Origin of the sequence: Janthinobacterium algoris (genome assembly GCF_051380935.1) — a bacterium.
Classification (GTDB): Bacteria; Pseudomonadota; Gammaproteobacteria; order Burkholderiales; family Burkholderiaceae_D; genus Janthinobacterium.
Genome location: NZ_JBNYXZ010000005.1, coordinates 340,119 through 359,965 on the forward strand (window position 1 = coordinate 340,119; position 19,847 = coordinate 359,965).

Genomic DNA, 19,847 nt, shown 5'->3' on the forward strand with positions numbered 1-19,847 from the left:
ATTAGAGATCCTCCGAACCGAGCATCATTTCGGACAGGCCCTTGCCGGCTTTCACCATTGGCCACACGTTTTCGGACTGGTCGGTAATGAAGTTCATGAATACCAGCCTGTCTTTCATGCCAAACGCCTCTTTCAGGGCACCGTCAACGTCGCCCGGTTTTTCAATTTTCATGCCCACGTGGCCATAAGCTTCGGCCAGCTTTTCGAAGTCGGGCAGCGAATCCATGTACGACTCGGAATAGCGCGAACCGTAATCGATTTCCTGCCACTGGCGTACCATGCCGAGGAATCGGTTGTTGAGCATGATGATCTTCGGCGTCAAATGATACTGCTTGCACGTGGCGAGTTCCTGGATGCACATCTGAATCGAGCCTTCGCCGGTAATACAAGCGACGGTGGCGTCCGGATTGGCCATCTGCACGCCCATGGCATACGGCAAGCCGACACCCATGGTGCCCAGGCCGCCGGAATTGATCCAGCGGCGCGGCTTGTCGAAACCATAGTACTGCGCTGCCCACATCTGGTGCTGGCCCACGTCGGAAGTGATAAAAGCATCGCCCTTGGTGAGCTGGAACACTTTTTCCACCACCGATTGCGGCTTGATGACCAGGTCGGAGGTCGGGTATTTCAGGCATTCGCGGCCACGCCATTCGGCGATCTGCTTCCACCAGTTACTCAATGCATTGACGTTCGGCTTGGCTTCGGCCGCGTCCAGTTGCGCGAGGAATTCGATCAACACATCCTTGACGTTGCCGACGATGGGAATGTCAACCTTCACGCGCTTGGAAATCGACGATGGGTCGATGTCCACGTGGATGATCTTGCGCGGATGCGAGGCGAAATGTTTCGGGTTGCCGATCACGCGGTCATCGAAACGGGCGCCGATGGCGATCAGGACGTCGCAGTTCTGCATCGCCATGTTCGCTTCATAGGTGCCGTGCATGCCGGGCATGCCGACATACTGCTCGCTCGAGGCGCGGTAGCCACCCAAGCCCATCAAGGTGTTGGTGCACGGGAAACCCAGGCGGTCGACCAGCTTGTTCAGCTCGGGGGCCGCATTCGCCAGGATCACGCCGCCGCCCGTGTAGATCATCGGGCGTTCGGCTTGCAGCAACAGCTGCACGGCCTTGCGGATCTGGCCCGAGTGGCCCTTGTCGACGGGACGGTAGGAACGCATTTCGACTTCCTTCGGATAGTCGAAATGGCATTTATGCATGCTGATATCCTTGGGGATATCGACCAGCACGGGTCCCGGACGGCCGGTACGGGCGATGAAGAAGGCTTTCTTGATCGTTGCCGCCAGGTCCTTGACATCCTTGACGAGGAAGTTGTGCTTGACCACGGGGCGCGTGATGCCGACCGTGTCGCATTCCTGGAACGCATCCTGGCCGATGGCGTGGCTCGGCACCTGGCCGGAGATCACGACCATGGGAATCGAGTCCATATAGGCGGTCGACAGGCCCGTGACGGCATTCGTGACGCCCGGACCGGACGTGACGATGGCGACACCAACTTTGTTCGAACTGCGCGAATAGGCATCGGCGGCGTGGATCGCGGCCTGCTCGTGGCGTACCAGGATATGCTGGAATTTGTTTTGCTGGAAAATGGCGTCGTAGATGTAGAGTACGGCTCCGCCCGGGTATCCAAAGACGTGCTCGACGCCCTCTTCAGCCAGACAGCGCACGACAATTTCTGCGCCGGTGATAGGTCCTGCTGCTGCTTCGGTATTCATGAAACATTCCTTTCAAGGTCCATTGGAGATTGATCGGATGTTCTTTCCTGACGAAGTTCGCTGTGCGCGACAGTGCTCCTGCTTCCCTTTTCATGCGGTCACGCAATTTCTTTGGGCACCCATAGATACCTTACAAAACAACGCTTAACGCAACTCGTTTGGCCGGAGTTTCTGTGGCGCCTGTACGAACCGCTCGCGCTTGTGGCACGGGTTAGAACAAACTGCCTACAAATGAAAGCGCGTCTTGCCGCGGATGGCCTTGTGTGCCGGTCGCGACTTGACCATAGGGCTTTGGGGTGTTCAAAGCGTCCCATACGTTATCGCGTTGCACCATTATGGTCAAGGAAAATGTCGGCCTCGCTGCATTTTTGCTCGCACGACGTGCAAAAACCCTGCGGAAACGCACATTTTTTGCTAGCATGCACAGGGATGCAAAAAGCATACCCGCCCCAATTCGCCCACCGCACCCGCAGCCGCTAAGATCCCCCATACCGCATGGCAACAGACAAAGAATTATCCGACTTTCTAGAAAATGTCGAGCGGCGCGCTTTCAAGCAAGCCGCCTACGCGGTCCGCAAGGAAGAATCGGCACTCGACATCGTGCAAGATGCCATGATCAAGCTGGCCGAGAAATACGGCGACAAGCCGGCCGCCGAACTGCCGATGTTGTTCCAGCGCATCTTGCAGAACACCATACTTGATTATTTCCGCCGTGAAAAAGTGCGCAACACCTGGGTCAGCCTGTTTTCCGGCATGAAGCCCTCGGGCGACGAGCATGAGGATTTTGAACTACTTGACACGTATGAATCGGAACAGGGATCGAGTGCCGCCGAATCGTCGGCCGATCAGGTCGAACGCGCGCAAATGCTTGATTTGATTGATGCAGAGGTACAAAAACTGCCGTCACGTCAACGCGAAGCCTTCCTCATGCGTTACTGGCAGGACATGGATGTGGCTGAAACAGCGGAAGCGATGGGTTGCTCCGAAGGTAGCGTGAAAACACATTGCTCTAGAGCTACCCACACGCTCGCCGAATCGCTGAAAGCCAAGGGAATAAAATTATGAACACCGACGATCTCAATTTCGCTTACAAAGTGCGCCATGCACTGAACGAAAAACTCGACGACCTGCCCGCATCGGCCACCGATCGCCTGGCAGCGGCACGCAAGCTGGCCCTGTCGCGCAAAAAGGCGGACGCGCCCGCCGCTGTTAGCGTGCGCCAGAACGTGTTCGCCGGCGTCGCCAGCCATTTGCTGGTCGAGCCGCTGTCGTGGCTGGGCCGCATGAGCGTCATCATCCCGCTGTTGCTGCTGGTCGGCGGCATGGTGGGCATCTATCAGTTTGAGCAAGAACAACATATTGCCGAACTGGCAGAAATCGATGCCGCCGTGCTGTCGGACGAATTGCCGCTCTCCGCCTATATGGACCATGGCTTCAACGCCTACCTGACGAAACGCGAGCAATAAGCATGGCACGCTTGAGCGTACGCAAAGGCTGGCTGGCTGGCGGTATCGGCCTGGGTGCCTGTGCCCTGGCTGGCGCCGCATGGATAGGCCAGCACCAGACGCCTCCCGCCGCCGTGGCAGCAACGCCTGCGACGGCGGTAGCACCTGCCCCGGCCGTCAAGCCCGGCTCGCCCCGTACGGCAGGCAAAGCCGGCACGCCGCCCAAGGCCAGCGACAACCCGTCCTGGAACAAGCTGTCGCGCGCGCAGCAGGAAGCCCTGCAGCCGCTGGCGGGCGAATGGAACAAGCTGGAAGCCTTGCGCAAGCAGAAATGGCTCGATATCGCCAACCGTTTTGCCTCCATGACACCCGACGAACAAACCCGCGTGCATGAACGCATGCGTGTATGGATCAAGCTGACGCCGGAACAGCGCCGCCTGGTGCGCGAAAACTATACGCGTACGAAGAAGATTGATCCTGGTCAAAAAACTGCGCAATGGGAGCAATACCAGCAATTGCCGGAAGATCAAAAGAAAAAGCTGGCAACGGAACTGGTGCCAAAAAAGCCGCTGGAGAAAGTGCCGGCAATCAATTCGAACACCAGCAAGCCAGCCGTGATCCTAGCGCCCACCGCGCCTGCAGCACCGGCCACCGCCGCGCCCTCCCTGCCGCCCGCTCCCGCAGCGGCAAGCGTGCCGCCAGCCGATCCTGCCGCAGCCCCCGTCACGCCACCTGCCCCACTGCCGAACTATGCCAAATAGCACGCCTGCTGCCAGCATCACCCATCCCACGATCAAGCGCCGCCTGATTTCCATGGTGTACGAGTCGCTGCTGGCCCTGGCCGTGCTATTCCTGCCCTTCCTGCTGTTTGAACTGGCCGTGCAGGGCGCGCACACACCGTTGACGGAACACATGCGCCAATGCCTGGCCTTCCTCGTCATGGGGGCGTATTTCATCCATCAGTGGAGCCGCGAAGGGCAAACCCTGGCCATGAAGACCTGGCGTTTGCAACTGGTGCTGGCGGGCCACGCCCACGTGCCGCTGCGCGTGGCCGCCTGCCGCTACCTCCTGTCGTGGATGTGGCTGCTGCCGGCACTGCTGGTGTCATATGTATTCGATTTGCAGCACTGGACAGCCCTGGGCGCCATCGGCATCGGCATCCTGGCCTGGTCTGCCACAGCCCTGTTCACGGGCAATGGGCAATTCCTGCACGACAAGCTGGTGGGCACACAGATCGTGCAATTGCCCGCACCGGCCAAGAAGTCGAAGAAAGTCGCCGCCTGAGTTTTTGCGCGGCTTGACCTGGGTCATTGAAGCGCCACGGGGGCTCTGCGATCATGGCATGCCATGAATAATACCGCCCCCCTCCCCCACACACGCTTCGCTCCCTACCGCGAGGAAGTCTGCAGCGAAGACGACGTCAAGCATCTCGTCCACACCTTTTATGCGGCCGCGCGCGACGACGCCATGCTGGGCCCCATCTTTGCCGCCGAGGTCAAGGATTGGGATGCCCATCTGGCAACACTGGTCGATTTCTGGTCAGGCTTGCTGCGCGGCACCATGCGCTATCACGGCAAGCCGCTGGCCCAGCACGCACAAATGGAACACCTCACGCCCTGCATGTTCCGCCGCTGGCTGACCCTGTTCTTTGCCACGACCGAGAGCATGGGCAACCCGGCCCTGCAGGAGAAGGCCGATACCATCGCCTTGAATATTGCCGAACGGCTATGGAAAAGCTTTGCGGAAAGCCATGCCATCGTGGCGCCGCAGCTTTAGAAGCGTTCGTAGCCTTGCAAGTAACGCCATTGCCCCACGGGCATGGCGCCCATCGGGATGCGGCCGATGCGCAAGCGCTTCATGGCGACCACTTCCAGCCCCACCATCTTGCACATATGGGCGATCTGGCCGGGCTGTACGTTCTTCAGGGCGAAGCGCAAGCGCGTCTCGTTCTGCCAGCTGACCTTGATCGGCGGCAATGGCTTGCCATTGAAAGGCAAGCCATGATTCAGCAACGCCAGGCCGTTTTCCATGATGTCGCCCGATACTTCCACGATGAATTCCTGCTCCACCGTTTTTGCTTCGTCGACCAGCTTGCGGGCGACGCGGAAATCCTGCGTGAACACCAGCAGGCCGGACACCATGGTCTCCAGCGGATTGGTAATGGTCAGGCCGATCAAATGGCGCCTGAGGAAGCGCGTGACGGCGCTGGGCAGTACATTTTCCGGGGTGAACAGCTCTTCAGGACGCAAACAAGTCAGGGCCGGCTTGCCTTCCGCGCCCACGCCGCCCAAGCCACCATTGATCCCGGCCGGCTTGTGCAGCAAGATCGTCACGGGCGGCATTTCTTCCAGTGTAGCGTTCGGCAGCAGCACCACCGCTTGATTGTCGGCCACGCGCGCGCCCGACTCTTCCACCAACACGCCGTCGACCGTGACCCAGCCGCCCTCGATATACAGTTCGGCCTCGCGGCGCGAACAGGGCACGTCTTCAGACAGGCGCTTGGCCAGGCGGACGGTGGGCATTTCAATAGGTGTGGTCATGGAGAGGCGCAAAAAGCAAGAGGAGGAGAAAGCCGGTATTGTAACCGACCCGCTCCTCCCCTCGTGTGCGACAGCGTATGCTTACGCGGTGGCCTTGGCCAACTCTTCGGCAAAGAAACGGTGGCCCATCTCTTCCAGGCCCAGCGTCTGCAGCACTTCCTGCAGGCGTTCCGTCGGACGCTGGCGCGGCAAGTTTTTGTAACTGGCGATGATCAGTTCATTCTTCATCGAATGCTCCCAGCCCACCAGCTCCGTCACGCTGACCTGGTAGCCATGCGCTTCCAGTTGCAAACAGCGCAGCACGTTGGTGATCTGGCTGCCGAACTCGCGCGTGTGCAGCGGGTGGCGCCACAGTTCCGTCAAGACATTCTTGCCCAAGCTCTTGCCCTTGTTCTTCTTCAAGACAGAAGCGACTTCGGCCTGGCAACATGGCACCAGCACCATGAACTTCGCCTTTTTCTTCAGGGCGAAATGGATCGCGTCATCGGTGGCCGTGTTGCATGCATGCAAGGCGGTGACGATGTCGATCTGCTGCGGCAGCAAGCTCGACTCCGTCGATTCGGCCACGGACAGCGGCAAAAACGACATGCCGGGGAACTTGAATTTCTTCGCCAGTTCCTGCGAGCGCTGCACCAGCTCTTCGCGCGTCTCGATGCCGTAGATATGCGAGCCGTCATTGCCATTCTTGAAGAACAGGTCGTACAAGATGAAGCCCAGGTAGGACTTGCCGGCGCCATGGTCGACCAGCGACAAGGGTTTGGCAACCTCGGGATGATCGCCTCTCAATTCGCGCAGCAGCGGCTCGATGAACTGCGTCAGGTGATACACCTGTTTGAGCTTGCGGCGGCTGTCCTGGTTCATCTTGCCGTCGCGCGTCAGGATGTGCAATTCCTGCAGCAAGGCAACCGACTGGCCATCCTTGATCTCAGGCATGTTGCTGGCGGCCGTGATGATGTCTTTCGGCACGGAAGCCACGGCGGCGGGCGCCGCGCCCTTAGCGCGCTTCATCGATCCACGCCATCTGTATCGCTTCGAGCACTTTTTCGCCGCCACGCGTGTGGTCATCGTCAAAGCCGTCCAGTTCCACCACCCAGTTATGCAGGTCGGTGAAGCGCACGGTCAGGGGATCGATGTTCGGATGCGCGTCGTACAGCGCCTCGGCGATCAGGTGAATGTCGGACCATTTCATGTTGGTTGCCATATTAGTGGCTGCCTTCGCTGACCTGATTGATCGTGTATTTCGGGATTTCGACAACGAGGTCGGCCTCGGCCACGATGGATTGGCACGACAGGCGCGACACGGCTTCCAGGCCCCAGGCCTTGTCCAGCATGTCTTCTTCCAGTTCCGTCGCTTCGTTCAAGGATTCGATGCCTTCGCGCACCAGCACGTGGCAGGTGGTGCAGGCGCACGATTTTTCGCAGGCGTGCTCGATGTCGATGTCGTTTTCCAGCAGGATGTCGCAGATGGACTTGCCGGCCGGGGCTTCGATGACGGCGCCGTCCGGGCAAAGCTTGGCGTGCGGCAGAATGACGATTTGGGGCATATTACCTCTACAATTTCAATGATTTGGGGCGCTGCCGCAGCAATGGCACACGGCGCGCATATCAACACTATTACAGCACCTGACAAAACCGTAGCGAGCGGCAGTGATTTGTGACCGAGAAGCGCAACCGTACTCTAGTACGGTGAGCATCGCCGGCCACAAAGCGCGACGCGCAGTAGGTTTAGTCAGGTGTCCTCACACGACTTGATCCAGGGACTTGCCCTTCAGAGCAGTGCGTACGCTGCGGTCCATGCGGCGCGAGGCGAAATCCTCGGTGCCGTCGGCCAGCGCCTCGATCGCCAGTTTCAATGCCTGGTGGTCGATGGCGCCGCTTTGCGATTGCGCAATGGCGTTGCGCACCTTGCTCATCAAGCCATCCACGGTGGCGCGCTCAAGCGAGTCGAGCAAGCCGCCGTCTTCATCGAGGGCCGACTGCGTGGCCAGCACGATGCGTTCCGCTTCCACCTGCTCTTCGCGCAGCGCGCGCGCCACCATGTCGACGTCGGCCGAGGTGTAGGATTCCTGCAGCATGCGGGCGATGTCGTCGTCGCCCAGGCCGTAGGCCGGCTTGACGCTGATCGACGCTTCCACGCCCGAGCGCAGTTCGCGTGCCGAGACCGACAGCAAGCCATCCGCATCGACTTGATACGTGATGCGGATGCGCGCGGCGCCCGCCACCATCGGCGGAATGCCGCGCAGCTCGAAGCGCGCCAGCGAGCGGCAGTCGCTCACCAGTTCGCGCTCGCCCTGCAGCACGTGCACGGCCAGCGCCGTCTGGCCATCCTTGAAGGTCGTGAATTCCTGCGCGCGCGCACACGGAATCGTCGAATTGCGGGGGATGATCTTTTCCACCAGGCCGCCCATGGTCTCGATGCCCAGCGACAGCGGGATCACGTCCAGCAGCAGCCAGTCGTCGCCGGCGGCGCGGTTGCCGGCCAACAAGTTCGCCTGGATGGCCGCGCCCAGCGCCACCACTTTGTCCGGGTCGATATTCGCGTGCGGCGTCGTGTGGAAAAATTCGCTGACAGCGCGCTGCACGTGCGGCATGCGCGTGGCGCCGCCCACCATCACCACGCCGTCGACATCGTCCGCATCCACGTTCGCGTCGCGCAAGGCCTTCTTGATGGCGTTCATGGTCTTGCCCACCAAGTGCTGCGTCATGGCGGCAAATTCAGTTGCCGTGATGTGCAGGTGGATTTCTTCGCCCGAATTCAGGGCGGCGTCGATCATCGTTTCCGACTTGGTCGACAGCGTTTCCTTGATCTCGCGCGCTTTCACCAGCAGGATGGCCGTGTCTTCGTCCGACAGGGGCGCCAATTTGGCGTGCTCGCCGATCCAGCAGAACAGGCGGCGGTCGAAATCGTCGCCGCCCAGGGCCGAGTCGCCGCCCGTGGACAACACTTCAAAGACGCCCTTGCTCAGTTTCAGGATCGAGATGTCGAAGGTGCCGCCACCGAGGTCATACACGGCGTACACGCCTTCGGAGGCGTTGTCGAGGCCGTACGCAATGGCGGCGGCCGTCGGCTCGCTCAGCAGGCGCAGCACATTGATACCGGCCAGCTGCGCCGCATCCTTGGTCGCCTGGCGCTGCGCATCGTCAAAGTAGGCGGGCACGGTGATCACGGCGCCCACCAGGTCGTCGCCCAGCGAGTCTTCCGCGCGCTGGCGCAGGGTGGCGAGGATTTGCGCCGACACTTCGACGGGGCTTTTCACGCCGGCCACGGTTTTCAGCTGCACCATGCCAGGCGTATCCTGGAAGTCGTAGGGCAGGTTTTCCGCATAGGCGATGTCTGCCAGGCCGCGGCCCATGAAGCGCTTCACAGACACGATGGTGTTCTTCGGGTCGGTGGTTTGCGCGGACAGGGCCTTGTAGCCGATGTTCGCATGGCCGTTCGGCAGGTAGCGCACGACGGAAGGCAGCAAGGAACGCCCGTCTTCGTCGTTGAGCACCTCGGGAATGCTGTTGCGGACAGTGGCGACCAGGGAATTGGTGGTGCCAAGATCGATGCCGACGGCCAGGCGGTGCTGGTGCGGCGCGGTCGACATGCCTGGTTCGGAAATTTGCAGAAGTGCCATTGTATTCGTGCCTCGATTAATTTTTTGCGTGATGCAGCTGATGCCTGTCGCGCATTATAAGACGCGCGCCGGACTGGCGCTTGGTCAGTCAGGCTTCCATGGCCTCGTATGCAAAACGGACTTCCTCGCCGAATTTATCGAGGAACATCAGGGCGCGCACGCTTTGCGCGGCATTCACATAGTCGGCGGCGTCCAGCTGAGCTGCCACCTGGGCCAGCAGCGCCTTGCGTTCGCCGCGCAGCCGGCGGTCCAGGGCGTCGAGCGCGTCGGCGTCCTTGCCGGCCCGCGCGTCACCCAGTTCTTCGCGCCATTCCATCTGCTGCATCAGGAAGCTGACCGGCATGGCCGTGTTCGATTCCGTCTGCAAATCGACGCCATGGAGTTCGCATAGATACTGCGCGCGCTTTTGCGGGCTTTTCAGGGTTTGATAGGCTTCATTGGCGCGCGTGGCCCATTGCATCGCCACGCGCTTTTCAGCGCTGCTGGCGTTGATGAAACGGTCCGGATGGACCTTGCCCTGCACGTCGCGGTAGGCCGCGTCGAGCGCGCTCATGTCGAGCCCGAACTGCGCCGGCAACTGGAATAATTCGAAGTGATTTTGCATAATGGTCGGTGGTCGCTGTACCGCAATCGATGGGTACAGCGCACCGACCGGGGTCTTGCCAGCTGTTTAAATCCTGAAGGACTCGCCGCAGCCGCAGGCGTCTTTTTCGTTCGGATTATGGAACTTGAAGCCTTCGTTCAAGCCTTCGCGCGCGAAATCGAGTTCCGTGCCGTCGATGTAAGGCAGGCTTTTCGGGTCGACGAAGACTTTCACGCCGTGCGATTCGAAGACGCTGTCTTCGGCCGCCACTTCATCGACATATTCAAGCTTGTAGGCCAGGCCCGAGCAGCCCGTGGTGCGCACGCCAAAGCGCAGGCCCATGCCCTTGCCGCGCCGTTCGATATAGCGGTTGATATGTTTCGCCGCTTTTTCGGTCAGTGTGATCATGTATTTCTCCGCTCCTGTTCCCTCAAGGGAACAGGTATCAAAATCCAACAAATTCTAGAGTGCCTGAAAAACGTTCAGGGCAAGGCGCATTGCCGCAGGCAGTACGACTAGTACGACAAGGCAATGCAACGCAGCCATGGGCGTTTTCTCAGGTGCTCTACGCTGCCGGATGACGGGTCTGGTAGTCCAATACTGCCGCCTTGATGGCGTCTTCCGCCAGAATGGAGCAATGGATTTTCACTGGCGGCAGGGCCAGTTCTTCGGCGATCTGCGTATTCTTGATGGCCAGCGCCTGGTCCAGGGTCTTACCCTTGACCCATTCGGTCACCAGCGAGCTCGACGCGATGGCCGAACCGCAGCCGTAGGTCTTGAATTTCGCATCTTCGATCAGGCCATCGGCGCCGACCTTGATCTGCAGTTTCATCACGTCGCCGCAGGCGGGCGCGCCTACCATGCCGGTGCCGATGGTGTCATCACCCTTGTCGAAAGCGCCCACGTTGCGCGGGTTTTCGTAGTGATCGAGTACTTTGTCCGAGTAAGCCATTTTGATGCTCCTTAAATATTCTTGCCGGCCCCATTCACGGGGCCACGGTGTTGGTTAGTGGGCTGCCCATTGGATCGAATTGATGTCGATGCCATCTTTAAACATATCCCACAGCGGCGACAGCTCACGCAGCTTGTGTACTTTCGATTTCAGCAGGTTCACGGCAAAGTCGATATCTTCTTCGGTCGAGAAACGGCCGATGGTGAAGCGGATCGAACTGTGCGCCAGTTCATCGCTGCGGCCCAGCGCGCGCAGCACGTACGATGGCTCCAGGCTGGCCGAGGTGCAGGCCGAACCGGACGACACGGCGATATCCTTGATTGCCATGATCAGCGACTCGCCTTCGACGTAGTTGAAGCTGACGTTCAGGTTGTGCGGCACGCGGTGTTCCATGTCGCCGTTGATGTAAACTTCTTCGATTTCCTGCAAGCCCTTGGCCAGACGGTCGCGCAAGGCCTTGATGCGGCCGATTTCACTATCCATTTCTTCCTTGGCGATGCGGAACGCTTCGCCCATGCCGACGATCTGGTGCGTAGGCAGGGTGCCCGAGCGCAAGCCGCGCTCGTGGCCGCCACCGTGCATCTGCGCTTCCAGGCGCACGCGCGGCTTGCGGCAGACGTACAGGGCGCCCACGCCTTTTGGGCCGTAGGTTTTGTGCGCCGTGAAGGTCATCAGGTCGACCTTGGTCTTTTGCAGGTCGATGACGACCTTGCCCGTCGCTTGCGCGGCGTCGCAATGGAAGATGATGCCTTTCGAGCGGCAGAACACGCCGATCTCGTCGATCGGCTGGATCACGCCGATTTCGTTGTTCACCAACATCACCGACACGAGGATGGTGTCCGGGCGCACGGCCGCGGCCAGCTGCTCGACGGTGATCAGGCCGTTGTCCTGCGGTTCCAGATACGTCGCCTCGAAGCCGATGCGTTCCAGTTCGCGCACCGTGTCGAGTACCGATTTGTGCTCGGTCTTGACGGTGATGATGTGCTTGCCCTTGGTCTTGTAGAACTGTGCCGCGCCCTTGATGGCCAAGTTGTTGCTTTCCGTTGCGCCGGAAGTCCAGATGATTTCGCGCGGATCGGCGTTCACCAGGGCCGCCACGTAGCCGCGTGCCTCTTCCACGGCTTTTTCCGCCGTCCAGCCATACATGTGGCTGCGCGATGCCGGATTGCCGAACTGCTCGCGCAGGTAGGGAATCATCTTGTCGGCGACGCGTGGATCGATCGGCGTGGTGGCCGAGTAATCCATGTAGATCGGAAAATGCGGTGCGGTTTCAAAGTGCACTTGGCCTACGTTTTTTTCTGGGGCATTCATCAATAACTCCTGCAATCAGCAACTTGGTATTTTTAGTTTCAACCGAGCGCGGCGTGATTACGGTGCATCACCATCACGCTTTGCTCGGCATTCTTTTGTCTCTGCTGGTCGACCAGGTCCTGCAAGGACACAGAATCCAGATAATCGACCATTTTTTCGTTGAGTGTGGACCACAATTCATGCGTCATGCAGCGCGCACCGGTGGTCGCATCGGCGCCGTGGCAATGTTCCTTGCCGCCGCACTGCGTAGCGTCCAGCGGTTCGTCGACGGCGATGATGATGTCGGCCACCGTCACCTTGTCGGCACGGCGCGCCAAGCTGTAGCCGCCGCCGGGGCCGCGGATCGATTCGACGATTTCATGCCGGCGCAGCTTGCCGAACAGCTGTTCCAGGTAGGACAGGGAAATCGACTGGCGTTGGCTGATGCCGGACAAGGTGACCGGTCCCTTGCCCTGGCGGAGGGCAAGATCGATCATCGCTGTCACGGCAAAACGGCCTTTTGTAGTCAGACGCATACATCCTCGGCTCAACTGTTCAATAACTGGTTTAGAATATTGCGGCATTTCAACTTCTCTAACCCTGAGTAGTTGAATGATTTAGTCAAGTATAACAAATTCAGCGGGGTTTGTCAGAGCGCCCCTCGATGACCACAGGGCTGGCAGGGGCATGGCCGGCCGCGCCAGGCGCGGCGGCTTCAGGAAAACAACAGTACGGCTCAAGCGCGGAGAGCGCTGCGCACTTTCATCAGTTCAAAACCCAACAGGTTCAAGCCGTCCCAGCTGGCGGGGTCCAGGATGCGCGGATTGTCCGACGCCAGGCCCACGCCCCAGATGCGGTCGACGGGACTGGCTTCGACAATGACGCGCTCGCCCGTGCCCAGCAAAAACTTGCGCAGTGCGGCCTTTTGCGAGAACTTGGCAAAGTTGCCATCGAAGACGATGCCGCTGCGCGCCGCCTCCCATACCTTGGCGTCAAAGTTCGCCACTTCGCGCCCCAGCTTCTTCACTTCCGACGGCCGCCCGGCCGCCACGATGCGCGCCTGCACGGCCGTGTCGCCAAACAGGGCCGCCTTTTGCGCCATCATGTAGTGCTCGGCCGTGGCATACGTTACGCCAGCGAGGCTGAACGGCGACGGAAACCACTGGCTGAAGCAGCTTTTGTCGGGCACCTGCGGCTGCGCCGGCGTGTGCCCCCAGAAATACAGATAGTCGGGCACGCCGCCCGCCGCTATCCACGCCTTCAATTCTTCCACATTACTGATTTGCATATTCCCCGCACTTCCGCCAGACAGGCGATCATTCAAGCTCAAGCACGCAATAGTTGCATCGGGCCAAACAAGGCCTGCATGTCACGATTGCCGATAAAAGACAGATTATACGGATGTTCCGCCGTCACCTGCGGCAGCATTGCCGCCACCGGCAAGCGCTTGATGAGCTCGGCGATCTTGCCCCACAACACCAGTTGTGGCAAGGCAGCGCCGTCCTGCTGCGCCAGCGCTTCCAGCACCACTTGCAGGAAGGGCAGCCAGCCGCGCGCATCTTGCACGGGCGGCACGTGGGAACGAAACACCAGCGCCGCGTTGAGCAGCAAGAAGCCCTGCTCCGTCATCTTGCGCTGCAAGTCGGACAGTGTCTGGATCACGCCGCTGCCGGCTTGCTGCGCGGCGGCCGCCACGGGCGCCATGGCCGCGCCGGACGTGTCGCCGCCCTGCAGCTGGCCATCGGCCACCAGCAGCATCTTCATGAAGTTGCGCAAGGACGTGGCGCGGTTGACGGGTTTCGACAGGCCCGTCGCCGACCACAGACTGCCGACGGCGCCATCCATGAAGCAGACGCCCGTGGCGCTCTCGGCGCGCGGATACGGCCCCTCGCCCACCAGCACATGGCGCACCTGCGCCAGCGGCAGGGCAAAGGCGGCGAACAGCCGGCCCTGCGTGGGCAGGTAATCGTCAACGGCCAGCGCCGGCAGGTAGGCAGGATCGGCTGCCATCACGGCGTGCAAGCCGCGCAGCAGGATGGGACGCCAGGAAGCATGTGCCAAGGACAGGGCATCAGTGATGCCGGCAGGAACGGTGGTAACGGTCATGGCGCGTGAAGTATTTGGACAAACGCAAATTGTAGCGCACCAGCAAGCTGGCATTGACTGCCCCAAATCAATCACGCGTAAAAAAGCCCCGGCCTGCATGCTGGCCGGGGCTGCTCACTGCTTGACGCGGATCAAACTTGTTCGGCGTCAGGCTGCTGCGACGGATGGGCGGCGGCAAAGGCCGGCAAGCTGGCGCACTGCGCATGGATGCGCGCCACGCGCGGATATGGCGCCAGGTCGATGGCAAAACGCTGCGCATTGAATACTTGCGGCACCAGGCAGCAGTCGGCCATGGTCGGGCTGTCGCCATGGCAGAACAGGCCCGTACCAAAAGGGTCGCCCTGCGCCAGCAGCGCTTCCACGGCAGCCAGTCCCTCGGCCATCCAGTGGCGGTACCACTCCTGCTTGGCCTCTTCCGACAGCCCCAGGGTGTTTTTCAGGTACTTCAAGACGCGCAGATTCGTCAGCGGATGGGCATCGCAGGCGATCGCCAGCGCCAGCGCGCGCACCTTGGCGCGTCCCAGCGCGTCCGGCGGCAGCAGCGGCACGCCTGGGCGCGTCTCGTCGAGGTATTCGAGCATCGCCAGTGACTGCGTCAGGATGGCGCCATCGTCGTCAAGCGCCGGCACCAGCGCCGCCGGGTTGACGGCGCGGTAGGCGGGCAGCAGTTGCTGGCCGCCATCCTGCAGCAAATGCACGGGAATGCTGTCGTAATCGATGCCCTTTACATTGAGGGCAATGCGCACGCGGTAAGCGGCCGAACTGCGAAAATAGGTGTACAGCTTCATGGGACGCCCTCCCCTCAGGCGCGTGTGGCGCCAGCGTACAGGGCCACGGTCTGCTCGATGCTGCCGAAGATGCTGGCGCCCGCCGCGTCGCGCATCTCGATGCGCACCGTGTCGCCGAACTGCAGGTAGGCCGTTTTTGGCGCGCCGTGCTCGATGGTTTCATACATGCGCACTTCCGCCAGGCAGCAGTAGCCAACGCCGCCGTTCCCGATGCTGGAACCGAACAGGTTGCCCTGCTTGTTCGACACGGTGCCCGAGCCGACGATGCTGCCGGCGCCCAGTTCGCGCGTCTTCGCCGCATGGGCGACGAGTTGCGCAAAATTGAAGGTCATGTCTTCACCCGCGTTCGGCTTGCCAAACGGCTTGTCGTTCAGGTCGACCAGCAGCGGCAAATGCAGCTTGCTGTCAGCCCAGGCGGTACCCAGTTCATCGGGCGTGACGGCGACGGGCGAGAACGCGCTGGCCGCCTTCGACTGGAAGAAACCGAAGCCCTTGGCCAGTTCGCCCGGGATCAGGTTGCGCAGCGAAACATCGTTGACCAGCATCACCAGGCGGATGGATGCTGCCGCATCCGCCACGCCGGCGCCCATGGCCACGTCGCCCGTGATGACGGCCACCTCGGCCTCCAGGTCGATGCCCCACTCTTCGGACAGGGCGAAGATCGGGTCGCGCGGGCCGATGAAACTGTCCGAGCCACCCTGGTACATCAGCGGGTCCGTGTAGAACGAGGCCGGCACTTCCGCGTTGCGCGCCTTGCGCACCAGTTCCACGTGGTTGATGTAGGCAGAACCGTCGGCCCACTGGTAGGCGCGCGGCAGCGGCGAATGGCACAGCGCCGCGTCAAACGGCTGCCCGTCCGGCGCCTGGCCCGCATTCAGATTTGCGTACGCCTGTTCCAGTTTCGGCGCGACGGCGTCCCAGTTGTCGAGTGCCGCTTGCAGGGTGGGCGCGATGGCGGCCACGCGCTGGTATTGGCGCAGGTCGCGGCTGACGAGGATCAGGGCGCCGTCGCGGCTGCCGTTTTTCAGGGTTGCGAGTTTCATGGTGTTCCTTGTGTGGCGTAGTGGTCAGATGGGGTCAGTCTGCAGTGTTCAATCTGCGGCGGTCAGGCTTCGGCCGGCGCGTGCATCCAGGCGGCGTGCTTCGGTGCGCGGCGCGTCTGCGACCATTCTTCCAGCATTTCCCATTTGACGGCGTCCAGTTTGGCCATCATCTCGGGCGTGCCCACGTTAGCCGCCAGTTCCAGGCGATGGCCGTTCGGGTCGAAGAAGTAAATCGACTGGAAGATGGCGTGATTGACGGGGCCCAGCACCTCGATGCCGGCGGCCACCAGGCGCTCCTTGGCGGCCAGCAGTTCCTCCATGCTGCCCACTTCCAGCGCCAGGTGCTGCACCCAGGCCGGGGTATTGCGGTCGCGATCCATGGGCGGCTGCGTCGGCAATTCAAAGAAGGCCAGCACATTGCCCTGGCCCGCGTCGAGGAAGACATGCATGTATGGGTCCGGCGCCTTGGTCGACGGCACCAGGTCTTCGGCGATGGCGAGGACGAAATTCATGTTCAAATGCTTGACGTACCAATCGACGGTTTTCTTCGCGTCGATGCAGCGGTAGGCGACGTGGTGGATTTGCTTGATTTTCATGTGGTCATTCATGCGAATTGTCTCCAATGGATGCGCTCGGGGCGCGATGGCTGGCTTGTTTTTCAACTTTTCACCATTAGAATCGAGTTACAGCTATCATACAAACAATTTTTAACCATTGATTTATCGGATTATCTTATGAGTCCCAGCCTGCGACAGATGCGCGCCTTCGTGGCCCTGGCCAAGACCGGCAGCTTTACCCTGGCCGCCGAATACCTGCACGTGACGCAGTCCGCCTTGAGCGGCTTGATCAAGGAGCTGGAAAGCGTGCTGGGCGTGCGCGTGGTCGAGCGCAGCACGCGCAAGACGCAGCTGTCGGAAATCGGCCGCGAACTGTATCCGCTGTTTGAAAAAATGATCGAGGACCTCGATGGCGCCATGGCCGGCATCGCCCAGCGCAAGGCCCTGAAAACAGGCATGGTGCGCATCGCCGCGCCGCAGATGATGGCTTGCACCCTGCTGCCGGAAGTGATCGCCGCCTACCGCCAGGCGCACCCGGACGTGCAGCTGCGCCTGGTCGACTGCCCCGTAGAGAACGTCTCGGCGCGCGTCTTCAGCGGCGAAGTCGATTTCGGCATCGGCCCCGAGCGCGACCCGACGGCGGAAATCGCCGCGCAAGTGCTGTTCGAGATGCCCTTCGTGCTGGTCTTCCCCGAGCAGCACCCGCTGCAGTACAAGGAAAGAGTCACCTGGGCCGACGTGGGAGACTACCCGTTCATTTCGCTGCAGGGGCAATTTACAGAACGCCTGCTGCGCGACATGCACGGCGCGTTTCGCGAGCTGTCGCTCAATCCCTACAATGAAGTGACCTTCATGACGACGGCACTGGCCATGGTCAGCGCCAATCTGGGCATCACGGTCTGCCTGCCGTACGCCGAACCGATGGTCAAGCTGTACCAGTTGCAGATGCGCGCCCTGCACGAACCAGAACTGAGGCGGCGCTTTTTCGTCTACACGAAGACGGGCCGTTCGCTGTCGCCGGCGGCCGAAAGCTTCATGGCCTTCCTGTTCCAGTTCGTCGAGACGCACAAGTGGAACGTCGGCGGAAACAACGGCGCACGCGATGCCCTCCCGACCGGCGGCGCGGCGGGCGCCGCTTTATAATGGCGCATCGTCCCTAGCCTCTTACGCCATGACCCAGCCTGTCCAGAACCACCTGTCTTGCATCGACGCCGCCACCATCGCCCTCAACCAGCGCATGAACAAATTCGACGGCCATGCACAAGTCTGGCTGTTCGGCTATGGCTCGCTGATCTACAAGGCCGACTTTCCCTACATCGAGCGGCGCCCCGCCAGCATCGCCGGCTGGACGCGACGCTTCTGGCAAGGCTCGCACGATCATCGGGGCACGCCGATGGCGCCGGGCAGGGTCGCCACCATCGTGCCACAGGCGGGCGCCGTGTGCGACGGCATGGCCTATTTGATCACCCCCGAAGTCTTCGCCCACCTCGACCACCGCGAAAAAAATGGCTATTTGCGCCTGGCCACCGAGATCACCTTCGACGATGGCGGCAAGGTCGAAGGCCTGGTGTACATCGCCAACGAGGAAAACGCCGCCTTCCTGGGCGCCGCACCGGAGTTGGACATCGCGCGCCAGATTGCCCGATCAAACGGCCCCAGCGGCCCGAACAGCGAATACCTGCTGCACCTGGCCAGCGCCCTGCGCGAACTGGGCAAGAGCGACCCACACGTCTTTGCCATCGAGCAACATCTGGCACAGCTCCAGACACCTACCCAGGACGACGCCGCAACGCCCTCGGGAACCTGAGACAAGACCCTGCCTCGGGGTTCCCGGACGACGGCGCGCCCTTCCCCACGACCGGCTGCACTCCCCCAGCCCCAGGCAACCGTCGCCCGCATTCCAGCGCGTAAGCGCCACTCTGCAGCATCAGCTGCAGACGATGGTTTAACTTAAAACAAATCCAGCTGCCCCGCATTGCCCCCTTGCTCCCTGCCCCCCAACGGCGGCACCACCAGCGGCCGGCGGAACTGCGTGCAATCGAGCTGCTTGAAGCGGCCGCCCTTGCCGTGCAGCCCCAGCCGGTGCACGGCTTTCTCGAAACGCTGGCGGATGAGGTCAGCCCACACGCCTTCGCCGCGCATGCGCGTGCCGAACGCGCTATCGTAATCCTTGCCACCGCGCATTTCGCGCACCCGGTTCATCACGCGCTGAGCCCGTTCCGGGAAGTGCGCTTCCAGCCATTGCTGGAACAATGGACTCACCTCCCACGGCAGGCGCAGCACGACGTAATGGGCGTGGATGGCGCCCGCGTCGCGCACGGCTTCGAGCAGCTGCTCGATTTCCGGTTCCGTGACAAATGGAATGATGGGCGCGATGCTCACGCCCACGGGAATGCCCGCCTCCGTCAGGGTGCGGATGGTGCGCAGCCGCCGCGCCGGGGCGGCCGCGCGCGGCTCCAGCGTGCGCGCGATGGCGGGATCGAGGGTGGTGACAGTGACGGCCACGGCCGCCAGGCGCTTGGCCGCCATGAGTGCCAAAATGTCGATATCGCGCTCGATCAGCGACGATTTCGTGATCAGCGCCACGGGATGCTCGCACTCGCGCAACACTTCCAGCACGCGCCGCGTCAGTTGCCGTTCGCGTTCGCACGGCTGATACGCATCGGTATTGACGCCAAGGGCGATCGGTTCGGGCACATACGACGGCTTGGCCAATTCCTGCCGCAACAGTTCGGGCGCGTTCACCTTGGCGTAGATGCGGCTTTCGAAGTCCAGGCCCGGGGACAGGCCCAGATAGCTGTGCGTGGGACGGGCAAAGCAATAGATGCAGCCATGTTCGCAGCCCCGGTACGGGTTCAGGGACACATTGAAGGGCAAATCGGGCGAGGCATTGCGCGTAAGGATGCTGCGTGCCTGCTCGTCGCTGACCTGCGTCTTCCAGCCCGGAGCAGCCTCCTCTCCGGCGGCGTCCTCCAGGCCGCCCGTGCTCCAACCATCATCAAATCCGGCGCGCGCATGCGCCTCGTAGCGCCCTTGCAAGTTCGACACGGCACCGCGCCCCTTGTGGGCTTTCAGCGATTGCGGCGGCAACATGGCTTGCCCGGCGAAGCTGTCATCGTGCTCTGGAATGATTGCTTTCATGAACGGCCCCATTGACTGTATATACGTACAGTATACTATGCCGCTATGCG

The 19,847-nt window shown here is 61.4% G+C and carries 24 protein-coding genes; 7 read left to right on the top strand and 17 right to left on the bottom strand.

From position 1 onward, the window contains the following. Position 1: 1 nt before the first annotated feature. Positions 2-1,732: an acetolactate synthase 3 catalytic subunit gene (locus ACQ4W7_RS10335; RefSeq protein WP_071076340.1), complete on the bottom strand. Its 1,731-nt coding sequence runs from the start codon at positions 1,730-1,732 to the stop codon at positions 2-4. A 495-nt stretch (positions 1,733-2,227) separates the two neighbouring features. On the opposite strand from ACQ4W7_RS10335, the gene ACQ4W7_RS10340 reads away from it, so the two are divergent. The 5 genes from ACQ4W7_RS10340 to ACQ4W7_RS10360 all read left to right on the top strand — a co-directional run bounded on the left by ACQ4W7_RS10340 (position 2,228) and on the right by ACQ4W7_RS10360 (position 4,953). After that, positions 2,228-2,797, top strand: coding sequence for an RNA polymerase sigma factor (locus ACQ4W7_RS10340; protein ID WP_426070628.1), 570 nt, complete (start codon positions 2,228-2,230; stop codon positions 2,795-2,797). Further along, complete coding sequence (locus ACQ4W7_RS10345; RefSeq protein ID WP_426070629.1) at positions 2,794-3,198, top strand: DUF3619 family protein; 405 nt, start codon at positions 2,794-2,796, stop codon at positions 3,196-3,198. Before ACQ4W7_RS10340 ends, ACQ4W7_RS10345 begins: the two co-directional genes overlap by 4 nt. A 2-nt stretch (positions 3,199-3,200) precedes the next feature. Next, positions 3,201-3,938, top strand: a complete 738-nt coding sequence (locus ACQ4W7_RS10350) for a DUF3106 domain-containing protein (RefSeq protein ID WP_436530237.1) — start codon at positions 3,201-3,203, stop codon at positions 3,936-3,938. Further along, a complete protein-coding gene (locus tag ACQ4W7_RS10355; RefSeq protein WP_426070631.1) occupies positions 3,928-4,461 on the top strand; it encodes an RDD family protein in 534 nt (177 codons plus the stop codon). Before ACQ4W7_RS10350 ends, ACQ4W7_RS10355 begins: the two co-directional genes overlap by 11 nt. Positions 4,462-4,524: 63 nt before the next feature. After that, on the top strand, positions 4,525-4,953 hold the full coding sequence (locus ACQ4W7_RS10360) for a group III truncated hemoglobin (protein ID WP_436530239.1): 429 nt from the start codon (positions 4,525-4,527) through the stop codon (positions 4,951-4,953). Here ACQ4W7_RS10360 and ACQ4W7_RS10365 read toward each other — a convergent pair. The 15 genes from ACQ4W7_RS10365 to ACQ4W7_RS10435 form a co-directional block, all read right to left on the bottom strand. After that, the gene (locus tag ACQ4W7_RS10365) at positions 4,950-5,717 is read right to left on the bottom strand and encodes an rRNA pseudouridine synthase (RefSeq protein WP_436530241.1); all 768 of its coding nucleotides are present in this window, start codon (positions 5,715-5,717) and stop codon (positions 4,950-4,952) included. The genes ACQ4W7_RS10360 and ACQ4W7_RS10365 overlap by 4 nt on opposite strands. Before the next feature lie 81 nt (positions 5,718-5,798). Further along, positions 5,799-6,725, bottom strand: a complete 927-nt coding sequence (locus ACQ4W7_RS10370; RefSeq protein WP_426070634.1) for a class I SAM-dependent methyltransferase — start codon at positions 6,723-6,725, stop codon at positions 5,799-5,801. Then, positions 6,712-6,906 carry a Fe-S cluster assembly protein IscX gene (gene iscX / locus ACQ4W7_RS10375; RefSeq protein ID WP_426070635.1) on the bottom strand — a complete coding sequence of 65 codons (195 nt, stop codon included), beginning with the start codon at positions 6,904-6,906 and terminating at the stop codon, positions 6,712-6,714. Before iscX ends, ACQ4W7_RS10370 begins: the two co-directional genes overlap by 14 nt. Positions 6,907-6,919: 13 nt before the next feature. Next, positions 6,920-7,261 (bottom strand): ISC system 2Fe-2S type ferredoxin, encoded by a 342-nt coding sequence (gene fdx, locus ACQ4W7_RS10380; RefSeq protein WP_034750070.1) that lies wholly within the window; start codon positions 7,259-7,261, stop codon positions 6,920-6,922. 195 nt (positions 7,262-7,456) lie between these two features. Continuing rightward, positions 7,457-9,337 (bottom strand): Fe-S protein assembly chaperone HscA, encoded by a 1,881-nt coding sequence (gene hscA / locus ACQ4W7_RS10385; RefSeq protein ID WP_436530244.1) that lies wholly within the window; start codon positions 9,335-9,337, stop codon positions 7,457-7,459. Positions 9,338-9,425: 88 nt separating this feature from the next. Continuing rightward, complete coding sequence (gene hscB, locus ACQ4W7_RS10390) at positions 9,426-9,941, bottom strand: Fe-S protein assembly co-chaperone HscB (RefSeq protein WP_426070637.1); 516 nt, start codon at positions 9,939-9,941, stop codon at positions 9,426-9,428. Between the two features lie 66 nt (positions 9,942-10,007). Next, on the bottom strand, positions 10,008-10,328 hold the full coding sequence (gene iscA, locus ACQ4W7_RS10395) for an iron-sulfur cluster assembly protein IscA (protein ID WP_010399774.1): 321 nt from the start codon (positions 10,326-10,328) through the stop codon (positions 10,008-10,010). Positions 10,329-10,485: 157 nt separating this feature from the next. Next, positions 10,486-10,872, bottom strand: coding sequence for a Fe-S cluster assembly scaffold IscU (gene iscU, locus ACQ4W7_RS10400; RefSeq protein WP_436507494.1), 387 nt, complete (start codon positions 10,870-10,872; stop codon positions 10,486-10,488). A 54-nt stretch (positions 10,873-10,926) separates the two neighbouring features. Continuing rightward, on the bottom strand, positions 10,927-12,183 hold the full coding sequence (locus tag ACQ4W7_RS10405; RefSeq protein WP_426070638.1) for an IscS subfamily cysteine desulfurase: 1,257 nt from the start codon (positions 12,181-12,183) through the stop codon (positions 10,927-10,929). Between the two features lie 38 nt (positions 12,184-12,221). After that, positions 12,222-12,698: a Fe-S cluster assembly transcriptional regulator IscR gene (gene iscR / locus ACQ4W7_RS10410; protein WP_426070639.1), complete on the bottom strand. Its 477-nt coding sequence runs from the start codon at positions 12,696-12,698 to the stop codon at positions 12,222-12,224. Positions 12,699-12,898: 200 nt separating this feature from the next. After that, a complete protein-coding gene (gene ybiA, locus ACQ4W7_RS10415; RefSeq protein ID WP_436530247.1) occupies positions 12,899-13,450 on the bottom strand; it encodes a riboflavin biosynthesis intermediates N-glycosidase in 552 nt (183 codons plus the stop codon). 38 nt (positions 13,451-13,488) lie between these two features. Beyond that, positions 13,489-14,268: a uracil-DNA glycosylase family protein gene (locus ACQ4W7_RS10420; RefSeq protein ID WP_436530249.1), complete on the bottom strand. Its 780-nt coding sequence runs from the start codon at positions 14,266-14,268 to the stop codon at positions 13,489-13,491. 131 nt (positions 14,269-14,399) lie between these two features. Further along, entirely contained in the window at positions 14,400-15,056 is a 657-nt protein-coding gene (gene maiA / locus ACQ4W7_RS10425; protein WP_436530251.1) for a maleylacetoacetate isomerase, read from the bottom strand. 14 nt (positions 15,057-15,070) lie between these two features. After that, complete coding sequence (locus tag ACQ4W7_RS10430) at positions 15,071-16,099, bottom strand: fumarylacetoacetate hydrolase family protein (RefSeq protein ID WP_436530253.1); 1,029 nt, start codon at positions 16,097-16,099, stop codon at positions 15,071-15,073. 62 nt (positions 16,100-16,161) lie between these two features. Beyond that, on the bottom strand, positions 16,162-16,695 hold the full coding sequence (locus tag ACQ4W7_RS10435; RefSeq protein WP_426070644.1) for a VOC family protein: 534 nt from the start codon (positions 16,693-16,695) through the stop codon (positions 16,162-16,164). 138 nt (positions 16,696-16,833) lie between these two features. Between ACQ4W7_RS10435 and ACQ4W7_RS10440 the strand changes: the two genes are divergently transcribed. Next, positions 16,834-17,799: a LysR family transcriptional regulator gene (locus ACQ4W7_RS10440; protein WP_426070645.1), complete on the top strand. Its 966-nt coding sequence runs from the start codon at positions 16,834-16,836 to the stop codon at positions 17,797-17,799. Positions 17,800-17,860: 61 nt separating this feature from the next. Further along, positions 17,861-18,463 (top strand): gamma-glutamylcyclotransferase, encoded by a 603-nt coding sequence (locus ACQ4W7_RS10445; protein ID WP_426070872.1) that lies wholly within the window; start codon positions 17,861-17,863, stop codon positions 18,461-18,463. A gap of 143 nt (positions 18,464-18,606) precedes the next feature. Here the strand turns inward: ACQ4W7_RS10445 and ACQ4W7_RS10450 are convergent, their stop codons facing one another. Beyond that, positions 18,607-19,797, bottom strand: a complete 1,191-nt coding sequence (locus tag ACQ4W7_RS10450; protein WP_436530256.1) for a PA0069 family radical SAM protein — start codon at positions 19,795-19,797, stop codon at positions 18,607-18,609. Between the last annotated feature and the right edge of the window lie 50 nt (positions 19,798-19,847).